Origin of the sequence: Streptomyces sp. NPDC101234 (assembly GCF_044767525.1) — a bacterium.
GTDB classification, from domain to species: domain Bacteria; phylum Actinomycetota; class Actinomycetes; order Streptomycetales; family Streptomycetaceae; genus Streptomyces; species Streptomyces sasae.
In genome coordinates, this window is the sequence record NZ_JBIWOA010000016.1 from 203616 (window position 1) to 220608 (window position 16993).

Annotated in this window: 19 protein-coding genes and 1 pseudogene; 7 read left to right on the top strand and 13 right to left on the bottom strand. The window is 71.8% G+C overall.

The window, feature by feature from the left end; genetic code table 11:
* Nucleotides 1–88: 88 nt before the first annotated feature.
* Complete coding sequence (locus ACIRR9_RS28555) at nucleotides 89–1294, top strand: acyl-CoA dehydrogenase family protein (protein ID WP_403757383.1); 1206 nt, start codon at nucleotides 89–91, stop codon at nucleotides 1292–1294.
* A gap of 120 nt (nucleotides 1295–1414) precedes the next feature.
* Here the strand turns inward: ACIRR9_RS28555 and ACIRR9_RS28560 are convergent, their stop codons facing one another.
* On the bottom strand, nucleotides 1415–2230 hold the full coding sequence (locus ACIRR9_RS28560) for an SAM-dependent methyltransferase (RefSeq protein WP_403757386.1): 816 nt from the start codon (nucleotides 2228–2230) through the stop codon (nucleotides 1415–1417).
* Between the two features lie 186 nt (nucleotides 2231–2416).
* Here ACIRR9_RS28560 and ACIRR9_RS28565 point away from each other — a divergent pair, with 186 nt between their 5' ends.
* Nucleotides 2417–3736, top strand: coding sequence for a PP2C family protein-serine/threonine phosphatase (locus ACIRR9_RS28565; protein ID WP_403757389.1), 1320 nt, complete (start codon nucleotides 2417–2419; stop codon nucleotides 3734–3736).
* Between the two features lie 60 nt (nucleotides 3737–3796).
* Here the strand turns inward: ACIRR9_RS28565 and ACIRR9_RS28570 are convergent, their stop codons facing one another.
* Nucleotides 3797–4159, bottom strand: coding sequence for a ferredoxin (locus ACIRR9_RS28570; RefSeq protein ID WP_403757495.1), 363 nt, complete (start codon nucleotides 4157–4159; stop codon nucleotides 3797–3799).
* Nucleotides 4160–4293: 134 nt separating this feature from the next.
* Here ACIRR9_RS28570 and ACIRR9_RS28575 point away from each other — a divergent pair, with 134 nt between their 5' ends.
* A complete protein-coding gene (locus ACIRR9_RS28575) occupies nucleotides 4294–4659 on the top strand; it encodes a DUF6479 family protein (protein ID WP_260327580.1) in 366 nt (121 codons plus the stop codon).
* Nucleotides 4660–4662: 3 nt separating this feature from the next.
* Here ACIRR9_RS28575 and ACIRR9_RS28580 read toward each other — a convergent pair whose 3' ends face one another.
* Nucleotides 4663–5118, bottom strand: a complete 456-nt coding sequence (locus ACIRR9_RS28580) for an RpiB/LacA/LacB family sugar-phosphate isomerase (protein ID WP_403757392.1) — start codon at nucleotides 5116–5118, stop codon at nucleotides 4663–4665.
* Nucleotides 5119–5311: 193 nt separating this feature from the next.
* The gene (locus ACIRR9_RS28585) at nucleotides 5312–5602 is read right to left on the bottom strand and encodes a WhiB family transcriptional regulator (protein ID WP_403757395.1); all 291 of its coding nucleotides are present in this window, start codon (nucleotides 5600–5602) and stop codon (nucleotides 5312–5314) included.
* A 92-nt stretch (nucleotides 5603–5694) separates the two neighbouring features.
* On the opposite strand from ACIRR9_RS28585, the gene ACIRR9_RS28590 reads away from it, so the two are divergent.
* Both ACIRR9_RS28590 and ACIRR9_RS28595 read left to right on the top strand, forming a co-directional pair.
* Nucleotides 5695–6345, top strand: a complete 651-nt coding sequence (locus ACIRR9_RS28590) for a TetR/AcrR family transcriptional regulator (protein ID WP_403757398.1) — start codon at nucleotides 5695–5697, stop codon at nucleotides 6343–6345.
* A gap of 90 nt (nucleotides 6346–6435) precedes the next feature.
* Nucleotides 6436–6825: pseudogene (locus tag ACIRR9_RS28595) on the top strand (flavin reductase family protein); the annotation flags it as partial.
* A gap of 12 nt (nucleotides 6826–6837) precedes the next feature.
* On the opposite strand, the gene ACIRR9_RS28600 reads toward ACIRR9_RS28595, so the two are convergent.
* From ACIRR9_RS28600 to ACIRR9_RS28615, 4 genes are all read right to left on the bottom strand, one after another.
* The gene (locus ACIRR9_RS28600; RefSeq protein ID WP_403757401.1) at nucleotides 6838–8112 is read right to left on the bottom strand and encodes a Rieske 2Fe-2S domain-containing protein; all 1275 of its coding nucleotides are present in this window, start codon (nucleotides 8110–8112) and stop codon (nucleotides 6838–6840) included.
* A gap of 73 nt (nucleotides 8113–8185) precedes the next feature.
* The gene (locus tag ACIRR9_RS28605) at nucleotides 8186–8743 is read right to left on the bottom strand and encodes a hypothetical protein (RefSeq protein WP_403757404.1); all 558 of its coding nucleotides are present in this window, start codon (nucleotides 8741–8743) and stop codon (nucleotides 8186–8188) included.
* A 535-nt stretch (nucleotides 8744–9278) separates the two neighbouring features.
* The gene (locus ACIRR9_RS28610) at nucleotides 9279–9800 is read right to left on the bottom strand and encodes a DUF6114 domain-containing protein (protein WP_403757407.1); all 522 of its coding nucleotides are present in this window, start codon (nucleotides 9798–9800) and stop codon (nucleotides 9279–9281) included.
* Nucleotides 9801–9884: 84 nt separating this feature from the next.
* Nucleotides 9885–10577: a DUF6230 family protein gene (locus tag ACIRR9_RS28615; RefSeq protein ID WP_403757410.1), complete on the bottom strand. Its 693-nt coding sequence runs from the start codon at nucleotides 10575–10577 to the stop codon at nucleotides 9885–9887.
* 401 nt (nucleotides 10578–10978) lie between these two features.
* On the opposite strand from ACIRR9_RS28615, the gene ACIRR9_RS28620 reads away from it, so the two are divergent.
* Nucleotides 10979–11824 carry a GNAT family N-acetyltransferase gene (locus tag ACIRR9_RS28620; RefSeq protein WP_403757413.1) on the top strand — a complete coding sequence of 282 codons (846 nt, stop codon included), beginning with the start codon at nucleotides 10979–10981 and terminating at the stop codon, nucleotides 11822–11824.
* A gap of 46 nt (nucleotides 11825–11870) precedes the next feature.
* Here the strand turns inward: ACIRR9_RS28620 and ACIRR9_RS28625 are convergent, their stop codons facing one another.
* Together ACIRR9_RS28625 and ACIRR9_RS28630 are read right to left on the bottom strand one after the other, a co-directional pair.
* Nucleotides 11871–12821 (bottom strand): NAD(P)-dependent oxidoreductase, encoded by a 951-nt coding sequence (locus ACIRR9_RS28625; RefSeq protein WP_403757416.1) that lies wholly within the window; start codon nucleotides 12819–12821, stop codon nucleotides 11871–11873.
* A 74-nt stretch (nucleotides 12822–12895) separates the two neighbouring features.
* Complete coding sequence (locus tag ACIRR9_RS28630; RefSeq protein WP_403757419.1) at nucleotides 12896–13426, bottom strand: SRPBCC family protein; 531 nt, start codon at nucleotides 13424–13426, stop codon at nucleotides 12896–12898.
* A 156-nt stretch (nucleotides 13427–13582) separates the two neighbouring features.
* Between ACIRR9_RS28630 and ACIRR9_RS28635 the strand changes: the two genes are divergently transcribed.
* Complete coding sequence (locus tag ACIRR9_RS28635; protein WP_403757422.1) at nucleotides 13583–14521, top strand: LysR family transcriptional regulator; 939 nt, start codon at nucleotides 13583–13585, stop codon at nucleotides 14519–14521.
* A gap of 48 nt (nucleotides 14522–14569) precedes the next feature.
* Here the strand turns inward: ACIRR9_RS28635 and ACIRR9_RS28640 are convergent, their stop codons facing one another.
* The 3 genes from ACIRR9_RS28640 to ACIRR9_RS28650 form a co-directional block, all read right to left on the bottom strand.
* Entirely contained in the window at nucleotides 14570–14926 is a 357-nt protein-coding gene (locus tag ACIRR9_RS28640; RefSeq protein WP_403757425.1) for a 5-carboxymethyl-2-hydroxymuconate Delta-isomerase, read from the bottom strand.
* A gap of 161 nt (nucleotides 14927–15087) precedes the next feature.
* A complete protein-coding gene (locus ACIRR9_RS28645; RefSeq protein ID WP_403256316.1) occupies nucleotides 15088–15771 on the bottom strand; it encodes a response regulator in 684 nt (227 codons plus the stop codon).
* Nucleotides 15768–16970, bottom strand: a complete 1203-nt coding sequence (locus tag ACIRR9_RS28650; RefSeq protein ID WP_403757428.1) for a sensor histidine kinase — start codon at nucleotides 16968–16970, stop codon at nucleotides 15768–15770. Before ACIRR9_RS28650 ends, ACIRR9_RS28645 begins: the two co-directional genes overlap by 4 nt.
* Between the last annotated feature and the right edge of the window lie 23 nt (nucleotides 16971–16993).

Below are 16993 nucleotides of genomic sequence, written 5' to 3' on the forward strand. Positions count from 1 at the left end.
TGCCGACCCGATGGGTGTCTTCCGGCCGGTTCGGCCGGGCATGCCCCCGTGTCTGTCACCGTTTCCCGCGCCTCTGTGGAGCCCTGTCGTGAACCTGCCCCTGTTCTCCCCCTCGTCGGCCGATGAGGCCGGCGTCCGCGCCGAGTTGACGGCGGCGGCCGGAAAGCTCGTCCCCATTCTCGCCGGGCAGGCCGAGGAGGGCGAACGGTTGCGCCGGGTGTCGGACGACGCGGCACATGCCCTGCGTGAGGCGGGCATGTTCCGCCTCGGTACGCCCCGCGCCTTCGGCGGCTTCGGGGCCGGTGTGCGTACGAGCATGGAGGTGACGGCCGAACTGGCCCTCGGCGACGCCTCCGCCGCCTGGATCGCGATGATCTACACCGGGGGCAGCCTGGTCGCGTCGCTGATGGACGACCGGGCCCGTGACGAGGTCTGGGGGCGAAACCCCGATGCCGCGGTCGCCTCGTCGCTGACCCCGTCGGGCGGCGGAGTCACCACCGAGGACGGCGATCTCGTCGTGTCGGGCCGGTGGGGCTGGGCCTCGGGCATCGACCACGCCCGCTGGGTGGCCCTGGCGATCGCCCCGGGCGCCCCGGACCGGCCGCCGCTGATCGCCCTGGTCCCGGTCGAGGAAGTGACGGTCGAGGACACCTGGCGGGTGGCGGGCATGGTGGGCACCGGCAGCAACACCGTCGTCGCCGACGGGGTGCGGGTGCCGGCCCACCGGACGCTCGACATGGGCGGTGTGCTGGCCGGCGCCTATGCCGGCCGACACGTGGGCGAGCCCCGGAGCGCGGTCGCGGTCGCCTCGATGCTCGCCCTCACGGTCGTCGCCCCGATGCTGGGCATGGCCCGGGCCGCCCTGGACCTGGCCCTCGCCACCGCGGCCCGCAAGCCCATGTCCCTGACCGTGTACGAGCGCCTCGCCGACTCGCCGAGCGTGCAGCTCGCCGTCGCCGACGCCGCTTCCCTCGTCGACACCGCGCAGCTGCACGCCTACCGGGCCGCGGACGACCTCGACCATGCCGCCGCCGAGGCCCGGCAGCTCACCGTGGCGGAGCGGGCCAGGGTGCGTATGGACACGGCCGTCGCCGCGATCCGCAGCCGCGAGGCGGTGGACCGGCTCGTCTCGGTGTCCGGCGCGAGCGCCTTCGCCCTGGCCAGCCCGCTCCAGCGGATCTGGCGCGACCTGGGCACCGCCTCCCGCCACGGCGTGGTCAACCCCGACCTGGGCCGGGAGATCTACGGCCGCAGCCTGCTGGGCATCGACGCACAGCCCACGTTCATCATCTGACGCCGCGGTGGGCGGCCTCCGACAGGCCGCTCGCCCCTGCCTGTCGTCCCGGTCCGTCGGCCTGCCCGGTCGACGAGCCGGGACGCACCGCGTTGTACGGGACGTGCTCCCGGCCGCCGGCTACGCGTTCTTGCGGCCCACTCCCACGTACCCCTGGAACTCCGACGGATCGTCCGGAAGTTTCTCGCCCGGGGCCGGGCGCCACAGCGGGATGTGGACCAGGCCCGGTTCCACGAGGTCGAATCCGGTGAAGAAGGAGAGGATCTCGTCGTAGGAGCGGGCGGTCACCGGGGAGGTGGCCCGGGACCGGTACAGCTGCCCCACCGCGGCGGCCGCGTCGGGGCGGTCCTGGTTCGTCGCATGGGACATCGCCAGCCAGCTGCCCTCGGGCAGGGCGTCCCGGAACGCGGTGACGACAGCGGCCGGGTCCTCCTCGTCCGTGACGAAGTGCAGGATCGCGTTCATCAGTACGGCGACGGGCTGATCGAAGTCGATCAGCTTGCCCACCCGCGGTGAGCCGAGGATGTCGGCCGGCCGCCGGATGTCGGCGTCGACGATGTCCGCGTCCGGGTTGCCGGACAACAGGGACGTGCTGTGCGCCACGGCCACGGGGTCGTTGTCGACGTACACCACCCGGGCTCCCGGACTCACCGCCTGCGCCACCTCGTGGACGTTGCCCTGGGTGGGGATGCCCGAGCCGAGGTCGATGAACTGCCGTACCCCGGACTCGACGAGGAAGCGCACCGTCCGGCCGAGGAAGTCACGGTTGGCGCGGGCCAGGGTGCGCACCTGCGGGACGATGGCCGTGACGGCGGCCACCGCCTCCCGGTCTATGGCGAAGTTGTGCTCTCCACCCAGCATGGCGTCGTACATCCGGGCAACGCTCGCCTTGTCGGGCTGGGCCGCGGAAAGGGGACCTGCGCTGTCGGACACCACAACATCCTTTCGATGCACGGATTTTGACGCGCCATCATCATATAGTTGTCAGCCGCCGCGCGGCGTCCCGCTGAACCGCCGTGCAGCAGTGTCCCCCCACGCCCGAAAGGCAACGCCCTGCGGAACGAACCGCGCAGCACCCTCGGTGCTCCGCCCTCACACGGGGCACCCCCGGCCGCACGGCCCGTGTCGCGCCGGACGCTCCTCTCCCCGGCCGCCGACGCCATCGGCTCCGCGCTCGACCTGCGGCTGACCGGTACCCAGTTCGTGCACGCGCTGGCGCCCGCGCTCGCCGACGCTGCATCGGTCTATCTGCTGGAGCGCTGGCGTCGCGGCGAGCACGCGCCCGCCAACCCCGACCCGCCCCGGATCGAGGCGCACCGGCTGGCACTGCGCGTGGGATCGGACGCGCGCGAGGACTGGGAGGGCGTGCTGCCGGCCGGCGAGGTGATCGTCTTCCCGCGCGGGACGCCGTACGCCCGCGCGCTCGCCTCCGGACAGGCGCAGTTGCTCGACGCCATAGACGCGCACACCTCCGAGCGGCTGCGAGCCTCCGGCGGCGGCGACATACGCATCGACGAACTGCTGCGCACGGCTTCCTTCCTCGTCGTGCCGCTGCGGCTGCGGGAGGTGACGATCGGGTTCGTCGCCTGCACCCGCGGGCCGGACCGGGCGCCGTTCCTGCCCGCCGAGGTGACGGCCGTCGAGGCGCTGGCGGCGCAGGCCTCCGTGGCCCTGGACAACGCCCGCCGGTACGAGCACGAGCGGCGCACCACGCTCGCCATCCGCAACAGCCTGCCCACCGGCACGCTCCAGCGGTTCGAGGGCTGCCGGGTCGCCCACGGTTCGCTGTCGGCCGGGCCGGACACCGTCATCGGCGGCGACTGGTACGACGTGCTGCGGCGGCCGGGCGACCGGGTCAGTCTGATCGTCGGGGACGCCATGGGCCACGGCCCGGAGTCCGCCGTGGCGATGCTCCAGCTCCGCACCGCCGTACGGACGCTGGCCGGCTTCGACATCCCGGCGGCCGAGCTCGTACGACGGCTCGACGCGCTCGCCTGCGAGACTCCCGGAGCCTCGTTCGCCACCTGCATCTACGCCGAGTGGGACGCCCGGCAGGGCATCTGCACCCTGGTGGGAGCGGGGCATCCGCCCCCGCTGCTGCGCGGGCCCGACGGCAGGACGGCACCGGTCCAGCTGGCCGAGGCGGGCCTGCCCCTGGGGCTGGGCACGGGCCGCTACGAGGCGACCGAACTCACCGTGCCGGCGCAGGCTCTGCTGGTGCTCTACAGCGACGGCCTGGTCGAGTCCCGCGACACGGACATCGACCATCAGATCGCCCGCCTCGCCGGCACCCTGGACGCGGCCGCCGCCGGGTTCCCGGACGCCGAGGGCGAGGAAGTACTGCCCGCACTGTGCCGGCACCTGCTGGACGCCCCCTCCGACCCGACCGGCGCGGACGACCGGACACTGCTGCTCGCCGAACTGACACCCGCCCGGGGCTGATCCCCCATGTCCGTCTCTCACGCCGGGCCGCCGCCGGCGTGTCCCGGCCGGTCCCGGGGCTCAGCCGAGTGCCGCGATGAAGTCGGTGCACGCAGCGGCACACGCCCGGCAGGATGCCGCGCTCTTCTCGGTCTCGGGGCGGGATCCGAAGGCCTGGGCACAGTTGAGGCAGATCACCCGGCACCATTCGAGCTCTTTCCGCAGAATGTCCGCGTCCTGCTCGTCGCCCTCCGTCAGCGCTCTGCAGGTCGCCTCGCACACCTCGGAGCACACGATGCCGGTGCGCCGCACCTGTTCGCGCTCCGTCCCCGCGTCCGGGTCCAGGGTGCTCACGCGCAGCGCACAGACCCGGGCGCACTCCGCGCAGGCCCGAGCACATTCGAACCGGTCTTCGAGAAACCCGTACAGCTCCTGCTGGGTCATCCGCTGTGCCACCCGGCCCGGGTAGCCGGGAGCGGGTGCGGCAAACACGGGGACCCTTTCGGGTCACCCGCCGTCAGCGGCCCCACACCAAGAGTGTCCGGTTCATACCGTTCTGGGCGGGGTATCCCCTTGCTATGAATACGGTATCGATGCAGCTGGCCGCTCCCAGCGGCCTGATGAGTCTGGCGCTCTTCGTGGTGGCCGTGGCCGTGCTGGCGATGCTGGCCGGGGGCTTCTGGCTGGGCAACCGGGTCAAGTACCGCGAGTCCGACCGGCCGCGTCCGGAGGAACAGCCCCACCTGCCTCCGGAAGGCGCGGTGCACGAGGTCCTGGAGAACCGGGAGTCGGAGGAGATCCCCCGGATCCCCAAGGGCGGTCGTCCGCTCACCCCGTACGAGCTGAGCAACCAGCAGACCAGGCCGAGCGCGTCCAAGGACCGGCCACGCTGGAGCAAGGGATCCAGCGGCTCGTTCGGCGGCGGCGGGCTCGGCGCCCACTGACCCTTAGACAGTCCCCCGGCCCGCGTCGAGGCGCCCGACGTGGGCCACATTCCCGAGATCCTCGGCGTCCTGGCTCGGCGTGGCAGCGAACCAGGCGTCGAGGATCTCCTTGAGCACCGCCGGCGAGGTCAGGCGCAGGCTGAGGGCGAGGACGTTGGCGTCGTTCCAGCGGCGGGCGCCGTCGGCGGTGTAGGCGTCCGCGCACAGTGCGGCGCGCACGCCGGGCACCTTGTTCGCGGCGATCGAGGCGCCGGTGCCGGTCCAGCAGCACACGACCGCCAGGTCGGCGGTGCCGGCGGCCACGTCCTGAGCGGCCTCCTCCGAGCAGACCGCCCACTGCGGGTCGGCCCCGGGTTCCAGCGCGCCGTACGTGCGCACCTCGTGGCCGCGGCGCAGCAGTTCCTCGACGAGGAGGCGCGCGACAGGTTCGTCCATGTCGGCGGAGACGGAGACCTTCATACCGCTTCACGTTACGCGACACGCTCGGGCGCGCGGTGTGTTCTCCGCCGTCGAACCGGACCGGACCGGTCCGGCCTGCGGTCCGTCACCGGCCTGACCGGGAAGGGGCGCCCGACCCCGGTCGTGGACCACGTGGTGCCCCAGGCGGAGACCCGTGGTGCCGCGTACGAGGCGCGGACGGCGCGGGTCCGCGTCAGGCGGCCCGCATGGGCCGGCCCTGGCGCCGGGTCCATGCCTCCTGGCGCTCCTGTTCCGTGAGGCCGCCCCACATCCCGTACCGCTCGCCCCTGTGCAGGGCGGTCCGTGCGCAGTCCTCACGCACCGGACAGTTCATGCAGACCGCCCGAGCCTTCTCCTCCCGGGCACGCCTTCGCTCACCGCGCTCCCCCGACGGCGAGTAGAACAGGGAGACGTCCATGCCCCGGCAGAGCGCGTGGCGCTGCCAGTCCCAGAACGGGACGAGCGGGCGGTGCGAGGCAACCATGGCTCACTCCCTAGAATCTTGCAGTACTGCATTTTTGCAGTACTGTAGTAAGTAACCTCCCGGCCGCCGGCTCACGGAGGTGCGACGAAACCATGGAGAGCGACCGCCCCGACGGGCTGCGCGAGCGCAAGAAACGAGCGACGCACCGGGCGCTGCAGAGTTCCGCGGTGGCCCTCTTCCGTCTTCACGGCCCGGAAGCCGTCACCGTGGAGAGCATCTGCGCCGATGCCGGGGTCTCCCCCCGCACCTTCTTCAACTACTTCTCCTCCAAGGACGAGGCCGCCTTCATGCTGGAGGAGGGGACACCCGCGTTGATCGAGGAGCGGATCACCGCCCGCCCTCCGCAGGAAACGCCGTTGGAAGCGATCAGGGCGGTCTTCGTCGCACGGCTCGGCGAGCTCGCCACCGGCAGGATCTGGCTGGAGCGCGTGCTCCTGCTGCGTGAACGTCCGGAGCTCGCTCCCCGGATCACCCTGACCAACCGTGCCGTGGAGGACGCGGTGACCCGCGCGGTGGCGGCACGCACCGGCCTGCCGGAGTGCCACCTCTATGTGCGGACGACCGCCGCCGCGGTCTTCGCGGCCCAGCAGGCGGCCATCAGCTGCTGGGAGCCGGACTCCGGACCGGCCATGGTCACCCTGGTGACCGAGGCCGTGGACCTGCTGAGCCGAGGGCTGCCCGCTCCCCCGGAACCGGCCGAACAGCCCGGCACCCGGACGCCCGACGCCGCACAGGTCCACTGATACCGCGCGGGGCGCGCCGCCGGCGGCGCGAGCATCGGCCGCGACAGTCCCTGAGAGGCAATCATGCGTGTGGAATACGCTCCCGAGGCAATGAGCGGCGCGGACTTCTACAGGTTCCTGACATCGGTCGTCATTCCGAGGCCCATCGCCTGGGTGTCCACGATCACTCCTGACGGACTCACCGAGAACCTGGCACCGCACTCCTTCTTCAGCATCGCCAGCACCGATCCCCCGATCGTCCAGTTCACCTCGATCGGCCGGAAGGACTCACTGCGCAACGTCGAGGACACCGGGGAGTTCGTCGTGAACTTCTCGTCCGAACCGCTCCTGCGGCAGATCAACGCCACTGCCACCGACTTCCCCCGCTCGGTCGGCGAATTCGACATCGCGGGCATCGAGCGCGAAGCCGGCAGGTGCGTACGCCCGTCCGGAGTCGCCGCCGCCCATGTGGCGTTGGAGTGCCGATCGCACACCACGCTGCGCATGGGCAACTCAACCCTGGTCTTCGGACGGGTGCTCCATGCCGCCATCGACGAGGACTGCCTTGTCGGCGGTCGCCCCGCGGGCGAACTGCTGCGTCCGCTCACCGAACTCGGCGGTGACGAACGGGGTGCTCTGGGGAAGGTCCTGCACTTGAACCGCATCCCCTACGAGGAGCCCAGCGCCGGGTGACCGGGGTTGCGCTGCGCCGGCCTCACCGGCCCCTTCCACATCGTGAGCCGAACCCGGACGCACGGGGTGGTCTGCGGCGGGAACGACCGGGGGTGTCTGTGGTGGATAGAACTGGGCGTACCAGCGGCGCAGTTGGCGTATGCCCTGTTCGTGAGGGAGGAGGACCGGGCGGGGCTGGTGGATCTTGTGGTCCCAGATGTGGACCTCCTCACGGACCTCGCCGAGGGCTTCCGCACGGAAGACGAGTTTGAGCGCCGGGGCCAGGAACCGGGCGCGGGCCGGTTTGCGCAGGTAGTAGAGCATGCGGAGTTCGCTGGTGCGGTCGTCGACGGGGGTGCTGAGGGCCACGGCGGTCACGGAGAGGACCGGGCCGTGGGTGCGGACGACCATCACACCGGGGCCGTACATGAAGGCGTCGAAGGTGTTGTCGATGTCCCGGCCGAGGACCCGCCGCCGGATCCGGCCGCGCACCTCGGCGAACGGGCCGTCCACCCGCCAGTCCTGGACGGGGGGTTCGGCCTGGCCGTGGATGAAGTGGAAGTGGGACTCGTCGACGATGTTCTCGCGCATCTCCTGGATGTGGATGCGGGCCCGGCAGGTGTCGTCGACGGGAGAGGCGAACTCGCGGGAGGTGGTCTCCGGGATCTCGGGGACCTCCCAGGCCGGGGCGCCGGGTCCGGCGTACACGAAGACGAGACCGCTGTGCTCGCGCACCGGGAGACCGCCGAGGGAGACCTTGGGGGTGCGGACGGCGAACGGCGCCTCGACGCAGCGGCCGTCGGCCGCGAACCGCCAGCCGTGGAAGGGGCACTCCACCGTGCCGTCGACGACCTTCCCGCCGGCACCCAGGTGTGCGCCGTAGTGGGGACAGTGGGCGTCCCGCACGGCCGCCTGCCCGTCGGTCCCGCGGAAGGCGATCAGCGCCCGGCCGAAGTAGTGCAGGCTGACGACCTTGCCCTGGCGCAGTTCGGCGGAGCGGAGCACCGCGTACCAGCCGTGGGGCACGGCCGGCATCGGGTACGTGTCGGCCCGGGGGTCGCGGGGAAGGGCGGCGAGCGGCACCGCCGCCTTGTCATGACTCCGTCGTAAGCGCATGGGGTGATGCTAGATCCCCCGGCGCCCCGGCCGGCGCCCACGGCGAAGCCGGGTCGGTGGTGGTGGCGTGCGGCTACGTCGTCGTGAGGCGTGGCCTCGGCATCTTCAGGCTTCCGCCGGTCAGACGGATCCGGTAGAGGACGGCCCCCTCGATGGTGACCGTTCGACAGCGGGCGTTCCGGGCGGCCGGGGCCCGGGCGGTGAGCCACCACGGAACGGAGCTCGGGCTGATGACGACCCGTCGGCGGGGCACGGCAGTCCGGCGGCCCAGGCCAATGGCTCTGCCGACCAGTTTCTCCGTGTACAGCGTCGTCGGGCTCCCGGTAGTGGTGACGGTGCCGGCGCCCGCCTTCAGGTGCCATGTGGAGCGCCCTCTTCGGACCGTCAGGTCGAGGTCGGCCGCTTGCAGCGAGCGGACCCTGAACTTGAGCAGTCGCTTCGCTCCCGCCGCTGTCCTGACGGTGACCACACCCTGGAACTGTGCGTCACGGAGTACCAGCCGCCGCGAGGTGAGGGTCCAGGTTCCCTCGGCCGCGAGAACCGGAGTACGGCCGGTCGGGGGCGCGGGGGTGGTACGGAGGACGCGGTCGCCGCGGCGGGGGGACCCGGGCCGTCCGGGAGCGGTGGACACCCGGTCCCGCTCGTACGGCGGACCTGTGCGGCAGCAGGAGGGAGAGCGGGAGGGCTTGTCGGCAGGGGAAGCGGTCGTGTCGTCCGCGGCGGGACGACGAGGTGCCGGGTCTGGGCCGGCGGTGGGCGGGGCCTGTGTCTGCGACGTCGGGGTCTCGGCTCGCTGGCCGGGCAGGAGTGGTGCGTTCGTCTGTCGGGGGTGGTCCGTGCCCGGTTCCGGGGGCAGGGGTGTCGTTGCCGGCTGCCCCGCGGGCCCGGCCTCGGGGCGGCTCCGGGACGGACAGGGAACCTGCCCGGCGTCCGTTGCGGACGTGACGTTCTGATGTGCGCTCGGTACTGAGGGGCCTGCCGTCGCGGGTCCCGTTGTCGGCGGCACGGCCGCCATCGCCAGGAGCGCGACAGGCAGCGAGCCCAGCAGCAACAGGTGCCCGACCTGGCGGGGAACCCCGGGAAATGCGGCGCGTGTTCTGGAGGTGGGTGCCATGGGCGTGCTCATCGCGGCCGGCATGCCGTCGTGGGGCGGGACGCCGGAGCGGTCACCGGGCATGCTGTCCGCCGTCCCCGGGTGCTGCCGGGAAGAGAGTCGGGCCGTGGCCGTCGTGCCCGGCCGTGGCGGCCTCCTGGCTGGCGGCCACGGGATTCCCGTGCGAGGAGTTGCTGCCGTCCGCCGTCCAGGCGCAGGCGAGGGAGCCGCCGATCAGGCCGGGCAGCGTACCGAGGAAAAGGCCACCGAAGTTGGCGAGCGGCAAGGCGATCAAGGACAGCAGGATCGCGGCGATTCCCGCGAAGATGCGCGCGTTGGGCTGAAACCACAGAAGGAGGCCGAGAACGCCGAGGAGGATGCCGATGACCAGTGATGCGGCCCCGGCGGTGGTGGACAGCGCCAAAGTGACACTGCCCCACGTCAGGTGAGCGTAGGGGAAGTACATGATCGGCAGCCCCGCTGACAGAGTGCTCAGGCCCGCCCAGAAGGGACGTGTGTCGCGCCAGCTGCGGAATCTCTGTCCCGTACGGGAGAGGGCGTCATGCCACTGGGCCGGCACGGTCGGGTTTCTCATGTAAGAGGGCTCACTAGTCTTCGGGTGTGCCGGAACAGGCCGGTGGGAACGGCCGGTGGGGAGAGTCGGTACTTGCACGGGGCGTCAGAAGCATTCGTCGACGCCCGACCTCAATGACAGCTGTGCGCCGGGCAGATCGAGAGAGCCCAAGGAAGCCGCGACGCTTTTGACGCGGAGATTGTTCAGTGTGATGGACGTGCCCTGCATCGCGATGCTGTCCGGATCGAAGAATTTCGAGTGCCGGTCACCGGGGGACACTTCGCCCGAGGTGAGCGATCCGGCGGCGACGCCGATGTCCAGGTTGTTCAGCTCCGCCTCGGCGGCCTTGAGCAGGCTGACGTCGAAGAACATGTTCTGCGTGGTGGCGGGACGGTCGCGGTCGCCGGTCAGTCGCAGGGTGTAGGGGCCGAGTACGGGGATCGGGAAGAGGATCGACAGACACAGTGCGTCGATCCTCGCGGACCTCACACCGGTGACGGCGACCGGCACGAGCTTGCCCTGCCGTGTCACGTTCACCATGCCGTAGATGCTCATGCCCCTGCCCGTCAGGGAATCTGCGGCGATCTTGAATGTGTCACCGGAGATGAAGAACGATGCCGCGAGAGCGCCCTGGGCCACGGCCGTGGTCAGGGCAGCGGCGACGGCGACACTCGGGGTCAGAATGACGGCAAAACGCCTCCAGCGCGTCCTTCGCATTTTCCAACTCCTAGTTCGGCAGGGCTTCGCGCAGGGAGTCGAACGGCAGGCGACGCTTTCGCCTCCGGCCCGTCGGTTCACGGCCCGGCCGTACTCGAGTTTCGCACCGCGATCGTTCCTGGATATCTGCCGAACTGCCCATCCGTTCCGTTGAACGGCGATGGGTCGAGCATCGGACACTCCGGGACGCTCCGCAAGCCCGGCGCCGCCGTTCTCGTACGAAGCCGCCCGGATGACCTATCAGGCCACTGTGCGCATGCGGTATCACCGGCCGGGTGACCCTCGGAAAATGACGGTCAGGACAGCCGGAAGTAATTATGGGATTTCACTGTCACCCATATCTCGGCGCATTCTTCCGGAAAACCGGATAATGAGTTGACCGAGAATTCGCACCACACGGCGTGGCAAGCGCCCCGTGCGCCTGGCCGCCGCCGGGGAATCTCGGGTGCGGTGCGCCATGCTCGCGTGGTCGGATGCGCCACATGAGCGATTCGCTGCGTGACCGTATCGACCAGTACTACGCCACCGTGCCGTTGCTGTTCTCCGATGCCGAAGACTTCGGTTCCTTAAGGCTGTTCGTGCGGAACAAGCCGGGTACCCCGTACTACGGCGGTCCCAGCCATGCTCGACCCGTCGCCGGGGGATCCGCCGCCATCGCCGACACCGACGTCGCCCGGGTGCGGGCCCGCCAGCGGGAACTCGGTGTGCCGACGGCTTTCGAGTGGCTGGCCGAGACGGCGCCGACGCTGCGCGCCCGTATCGAGGCCGTCGGCCTGCCGGTGGCGGAACGCCCGCTGATGGTCCTGGACCGTGACCGCCCGGCGGATCAGCGGCCGTTGTCCGACGGTGTGACGCTCCGTGCGCTGACGGCTGACGATCCCGCGTTGCCCGCTGCCCTCGCCCTGCCCCGCCTGGCCTTCGCCGAGGAGGGCACCGCGGTGGGATCGACGGGCCCCGGGGAACTGTCGGCGGCGGCCCGGGAACTGGTCGAGGACGGCACCGTGGCAGCGGTCCGCCCCGTCATCCGCGCCGGGCACAAGACGCTCGTCGCCGCCCTCTCCTCGGACGGCGCTCCGCTGGCCGTGGGTCACTACCACCCGGCGAAGGGCACCACCGAGATCGGCGGTATCGGCACCCTTCCCAGCGCCCGCCGCCGGGGCCTGGCCGCCGCTGTCACCACGGCCCTGGTCGGCCACGCTCGCGACCACGGGGTGAGCACCGTCTTCCTGGCGTATGCGGACGACACCGTCGCCCGCATCTACGCACGCCTGGGCTTCCGTCCCGCCGGCACCACCCTGCTGATCGCCGATCAACCCGCGCGATCGTGAGCCCACCGGCGTGCCTGTGCTCACCGACACCCACACGCCCCGGAACCTAGTCGTCGGCCGGTCCCGGTGCGGTGTCGGTCCGGGGCGGCTCCGGAGCGGTGTCGGTCCGGGCCTCGATCGCGGTGAGGACCGAGGACATGTCGAGGCGGCCGTTGCCCAGCCGGACGCTCTCGCCGTAGAGGCCGCTGCTCAGGTCGAGGAGCGGGGTGGCGATACCGGCCGCACGGGCCGCTTCGGCGATGAGACGGGTGCTGGCGTACGCGTCCGAGGTGGCGGCCTGGACCGTGAAGTCGTGCGCCGCGAGCATCGGGACCTTGACCCGGGTGATGCCACTGCCCAGCTGGCCGGAGTCGACGACGGCCCGGAAGGTCTCCAGGTCCAGGCCCTGCCGCCGGGCGAAGTGGACGGCCTCGGCCAGCGCCGCGATCGTCGTCGTCAGATAGAGGTTCACGGCCAGTTTCATCAGCACGCCCGACCCGGCCGGGCCGCAGTGGACGATCTCCCGGCACATCGGGGCGAGCAGTGGCCGTACCTCTTCCACCGTGTCGGGGTCACCGCCGAGCATGGCGACCAGTTCGCCCGCCTCGGCCGGCTTGCGCGACCCGGAGACCGGCGCCTCGACGAAACGGCCGCCGGCGGCGAGCACATCGGCGGCGAGCCCGCGCGCGTACTCCGGTGCCGTCGACCCCGTCGACACGAGGATCCGGCCGGCGACCAGCTTCCCGAACGTCGGGCCGCCCCGGCCGAGGACCGCGTCCGTCACCGCCTCGTCGACGAGCATGACGATCACGACACGCGCCCGTGCGAAGACCTCGTCGACGCTCTCCGCGACCCTGGCCCCGGCCGCGCGCAGCGGCTCCGACCGCTCGGCCGTCCGGTTCCACACGACGAGCGGGATACCGGCCCGGGCGAGATTGAGCGCCATGGGCTGCCCCATGACGCCCAGTCCGACGAAGCCGATCTCCCCGGACCACGGGGCGTCGGTCGCTTGCCTCATCGTCGTGACTCCCGGTCGTCGTGGGGCGGTTGGGGACCACCGGCACTGTACGGGGCCGAGCCGGACGGACGGATTCAGGCGTCGGTGCCGAGGCGTCCGGAGGCGGCATGGATCAGGCCGTCCAGCCAGGCCTGATGCCCGTTGAGCATGGGGTTGGGGCGCTCCTGGGCCAGAGCCGCGGCCGGTTCGCCGAGCTGGGTCTCCTGGGTGAGAACGCGCACCCGGCCGCCGGGCAGGTCCTCGACGAGCCAGGCGTGCAGCACATCGAGCCGCTCCTCGGGCCCGCCGTCCTGCTTCGCCGTCCAGGAGAGGCGGCCCGGCACACCGTCCGCGGGCTCCTGGTACTCGACGACACGGGCGTCGAGGGGTGGAAAGCCGAAGGTGCCGAAGCTGAAGACGTCCCCGTCCTTCAGCCTGGGGCCGCCCTGCGGGAAGGAGATGTCGGCGACGTTGTCGTAGTACGACTCCCAGGTGGAGGTGTCCGTGAGGTAGCGCCAGACCCGGCCGGCGGTGACGCCGCTGACGACGACCTCGTTGGAGACGAAGTTGTCGCCGGTGCCGGGCAGATACCGCTCGGGCCAGTTGATCGCGTTCTGGGTGGTCAAGGGGGGTGTCCTTACGGTGGGGTGCGGTGTCGGGAGAGCTCCTGGAACCGCTCGGTGACATCCTCGACGGTAGGTGCCGCTCCCATCGGGACACCAATAGGAGCGTCGATCTCTCCCATCGGGAGTCCGATATCGACGGCGGGTACGCTGGCCCCCATGGAGAACCCCGCCGTCGGTGCGGCGGAGCGCCTCGGCCGGCAGCTTCCGTCGCACGCCGACCTGAACCTGCTGCGCACCTTCCTGGCCGTCTACCGTTCCGGCTCCTTCACGGCGGCGGCTCCGCTGCTGGGGCTCTCACAGCCGACCGTGACCGCGCAGATCCGTTCGCTGGAGCAGCAGACGGGACGGGAATTGTTCACACGGCTGCCGCGCGGGGTCGAACCCACTCCGCTCGCCGACGAGCTGGCCGGTCAGGTCGCGGCGCCCCTCGACGCGCTCGCCTCGCTCGAAGGCGGCAGCGGTCCGCTCGCCGGGCGGACCGCGCCGGTGCACCTGGCGGGTCCCTCGGAGCTGCTGTGCGTCCGGGTGCTGCCCGCCTTGGTCCCGCTGATCGCCGACGGTGTCCGGCTGCGGGTCGCCCAGGGGCTCCCCGAGCCCCTGCTGGAGGAGATGCGCTCGGGACGGCACGACCTGGTGATCGCGACACGCCGGCCCCGCGGCGGATCACTTCCGTCGACGCCGCTGGCCGACGAGGAGTACGTCCTCGTCGCGAGCCCCGGATGGGCGGAACGGGCAGCCGGCGACGACGTGTGCGCCGCCCTCCGCGAGGTCCCGCTGGTCACCTACGCGGAGGACCTGCCGATCGTGCGGCGCTACTGGCGGACGGTCTTCGGCAGGCAGCTCACCGCCCAGGCCGCGGTCACCGTGCCGAACCTCTATGCCGTACTGTCGGCGGTCAACGCCGGGGCCGGCTACAGCGTGCTGCCCCGTTCGCTCTGCCAGGAGTACCTGGACTCCGGCCGCCTGGTCCGGCTCCACGCACCGGAGGAGCCCCCGCTGAACACCCTCTTCCTGGTCCAGCGGCCGGGTTCCGACACCAACCCGGATGTCGCCCGCGTCCGCGAACACCTCCGTGCGGCCGCCCGCGGCTGGTGAGGCGGGACGTCGGTCCCCGGTGGGTGCGTCGAGAATGGACGAGTGCGTTCAGAAGGTCCGCAGGCGGTAGGAGCCGGCCAGGTCGCGGACCTGCACGGAGCAGGTCACCGCATCCGTCGTGCTCATGCTCAGGTGTTTCTCCAGCAGGGCCAGCACGTCCTCGGACAGTTGGGCCTTGAGTCCGTCGGAGCGCCCGGGGAGCAGGCCCACCTCCACATGCACGAAGGCCGCCTCGCCGCCGTGCCGATGCCCCACACGGGCCGCGGCCGCCTCCCGGAACAGGGTCTTGCACGTACCCGTCGAACCGCTGCCGTCGAGCACCGTACGGTGCAGTTCCGACGCGAAGACCCGCAGGTCGAGGAGGTCGGCGAGGCCCGGGGAGTGGTCGACGGTGAGGTGAGGCACGCAGATAGTTGTATCAGCCCTCGATCCACTAACCGACCGCGGTGTGCGTTCGGTCCTCCCCGGTCCTCCCCGGTCCTCCCCGGCCCTCCCCGGTCCTCCCCGGTCCTCCCCCGTCCTCCCCGGTCCTCCCCGGCCCTCGCCGGTCCTCCCCGGTCCTCCCGTCAGACGGCCCGCCGCGACTCGGGGCGTACGAGTCCGGTCTGGTAGGCGATGACGACGAGCTGGGCGCGGTCGCGGGCGCCGAGTTTCGTCAGGGCGCGCTGGATGTGGCTGCGCACGGTCAGCACGCTCAGGACGAGCTCCCCGGCGATCTCGTCGTTGGACCTGCCGCGGGCGGCGAGCGCGGTGACCTCCCGTTCCCGGGGGGTGAGGTCGTCGAGGCGCTCCGGGGGCACCAACAGGGCGCCGGGGGCCGGGCCGGCGAGGAAACGGGCGATGAGGGCGCGGGTGGCGCCCGGTGAGAGGAGGGCCTCTCCGGCGGCGACGGTGCGGATGCCGGCGAGGAGGGTGTCGGTGGTGACGTACTTGCCGAGGAAACCACTGGCGCCCACGCGCAGCGCCTGGGCCACGTACTCGTCGGTCTCGTACATGGTGAGGACGAGGACCCGGGTGCCGGACAGCTCGGGGTCGGCGCAGATGGCGGCGGTGGCGGCCAGGCCGTCCGTGCCGGGCATGCGGATGTCCATCAGGACGATGTCGGGGCGGTGGGTGCGGGCGAGGTCCACCGCCTCCTGGCCGTCGGCGGCCTCGGCGACCACCTCCAGGTCCGCGCAGGAGTCGATCAGCAGCCGGAACGTGCCGCGCAGCAGGGCCTGGTCGTCGGCGAGCAGGACGCGGATGCTCACGGGGCGGCCTCCAGTTCTTCCGGTGCGAGGGAGTGCAGAGGCAGGGCGGTGCTGACTTCGAAGCCGCCCTCGGGACGGGGGCCGGCCCGCAGGTCACCGCCGACGGAGTGGGCCCGCTCGCGCATGCCCATGAGGCCGTAACCGCTGTCGGGTGCCGGGGCGGCGGGGGTGCCGTCGTTGGTGACCGAGATGACCAGCCGGGACCGGCCGTAGGTGAGCCGGACGTCGGCGTCCCGGCCGGCGCCGTGCTTGGTGACGTTGGTGAGCGCTTCCTGGATGATCCGGTACGCCGTCAGGTCCACGCCCGGGGACAGGGGACGGGGTTCGCCCTCCGTGGTGACGGTGACGTCGAGACCGGCACTCGCGTACGTCGAGACCAGCTCGGGCAGCCGGTCGAGGCCGGGTGCGGGCTCCAGCGACTCGCCGTCCCGGTCGCCGGACTGCCGCAGCACTCCGACCGTGGCCCGGAGTTCGATCAGTGCCGAGGACGTGGTGACCGTCAGCTCGTCGAGCAGCTTCTGGGCCTGCTCGGGCCGGGTGGGTGCGAGGTGGCGGGCGGTGCCGGCCTGGGCGTTGGCGACGGCCATGTGGTGGGCGACGACGTCGTGCAGTTCACGGGCGATCCGCATCCGCTCCTCGGCGACCCGCAGCCGGGCCTCCTCCTCGCGGGTGCGTTCGGCGTACACGGCCCTGGCCTGCACGGACTCCAGGTAGGCCGCGCGCAGGCGGGCACTGCTGCCGCCGACGATGGGCAGCAGCAGCCACAGGACGGGGCCGACCGTGCGCAGCAGCAGCATGTCGGTCGTGGGGTTGTCGAGCATGGCGGTGATCACCACCACGGCCATGGCCGCCAGACCGAACATCCGCGCGGTCCACCGGTCGGTCCGGGCCGCCACCCAGTACAGGGCCAGCATGAGGGGGGCCAGCAGCAGGGGGGTGGGCAGATAACCCTGGGCGAAGGTGGCCGCCGCGCAGCCCATGGCCACGGTGGCGGCCGCGCGCGGGTGGTCGCGTGCCTGCAGCAGGGCGAGGCAGGTGACGGCCGCGAGGGCGATGGCGGGCCGCTGCTCCCGCGGTTGGTCGAAACCAGGGAAACGGAGCATGGCGCCGAGGGTCGCACAGCCGATCAGCGCCAGCGCCGTGGCCACGTCCATGACGCGGCGGAAGCGCCCCGTCCCGCGCTCCAAGCTGGTGGTCATGTCTCTCTCCGGTCGGTGGGCCT

Bases quoted from the DNA above. Each gene is read 5' to 3' on its own strand.
- ACIRR9_RS28585 (WP_403757395.1), bottom strand. From the start codon at position 5,602: ATGGTTGCCTCGCACCGCCCGCTCGTCCCGTTCTGGGACTGGCAGCGC.
- ACIRR9_RS28620 (WP_403757413.1), top strand. From the start codon at position 10,979: ATGAGCGATTCGCTGCGTGACCGTATCGACCAGTACTACGCCACCGTG.
- ACIRR9_RS28625 (WP_403757416.1), bottom strand. From the start codon at position 12,821: ATGAGGCAAGCGACCGACGCCCCGTGGTCCGGGGAGATCGGCTTCGTC.
- ACIRR9_RS28575 (WP_260327580.1), top strand. From the start codon at position 4,294: ATGAATACGGTATCGATGCAGCTGGCCGCTCCCAGCGGCCTGATGAGT.
- ACIRR9_RS28635 (WP_403757422.1), top strand. From the start codon at position 13,583: ATGGAGAACCCCGCCGTCGGTGCGGCGGAGCGCCTCGGCCGGCAGCTT.
- ACIRR9_RS28570 (WP_403757495.1), bottom strand. From the start codon at position 4,159: ATGACCCAGCAGGAGCTGTACGGGTTTCTCGAAGACCGGTTCGAATGT.
- ACIRR9_RS28580 (WP_403757392.1), bottom strand. From the start codon at position 5,118: ATGAAGGTCTCCGTCTCCGCCGACATGGACGAACCTGTCGCGCGCCTC.
- ACIRR9_RS28590 (WP_403757398.1), top strand. From the start codon at position 5,695: ATGGAGAGCGACCGCCCCGACGGGCTGCGCGAGCGCAAGAAACGAGCG.
- ACIRR9_RS28600 (WP_403757401.1), bottom strand. From the start codon at position 8,112: ATGCGCTTACGACGGAGTCATGACAAGGCGGCGGTGCCGCTCGCCGCC.
- ACIRR9_RS28650 (WP_403757428.1), bottom strand. From the start codon at position 16,970: ATGACCACCAGCTTGGAGCGCGGGACGGGGCGCTTCCGCCGCGTCATG.
- ACIRR9_RS28610 (WP_403757407.1), bottom strand. From the start codon at position 9,800: ATGAGAAACCCGACCGTGCCGGCCCAGTGGCATGACGCCCTCTCCCGT.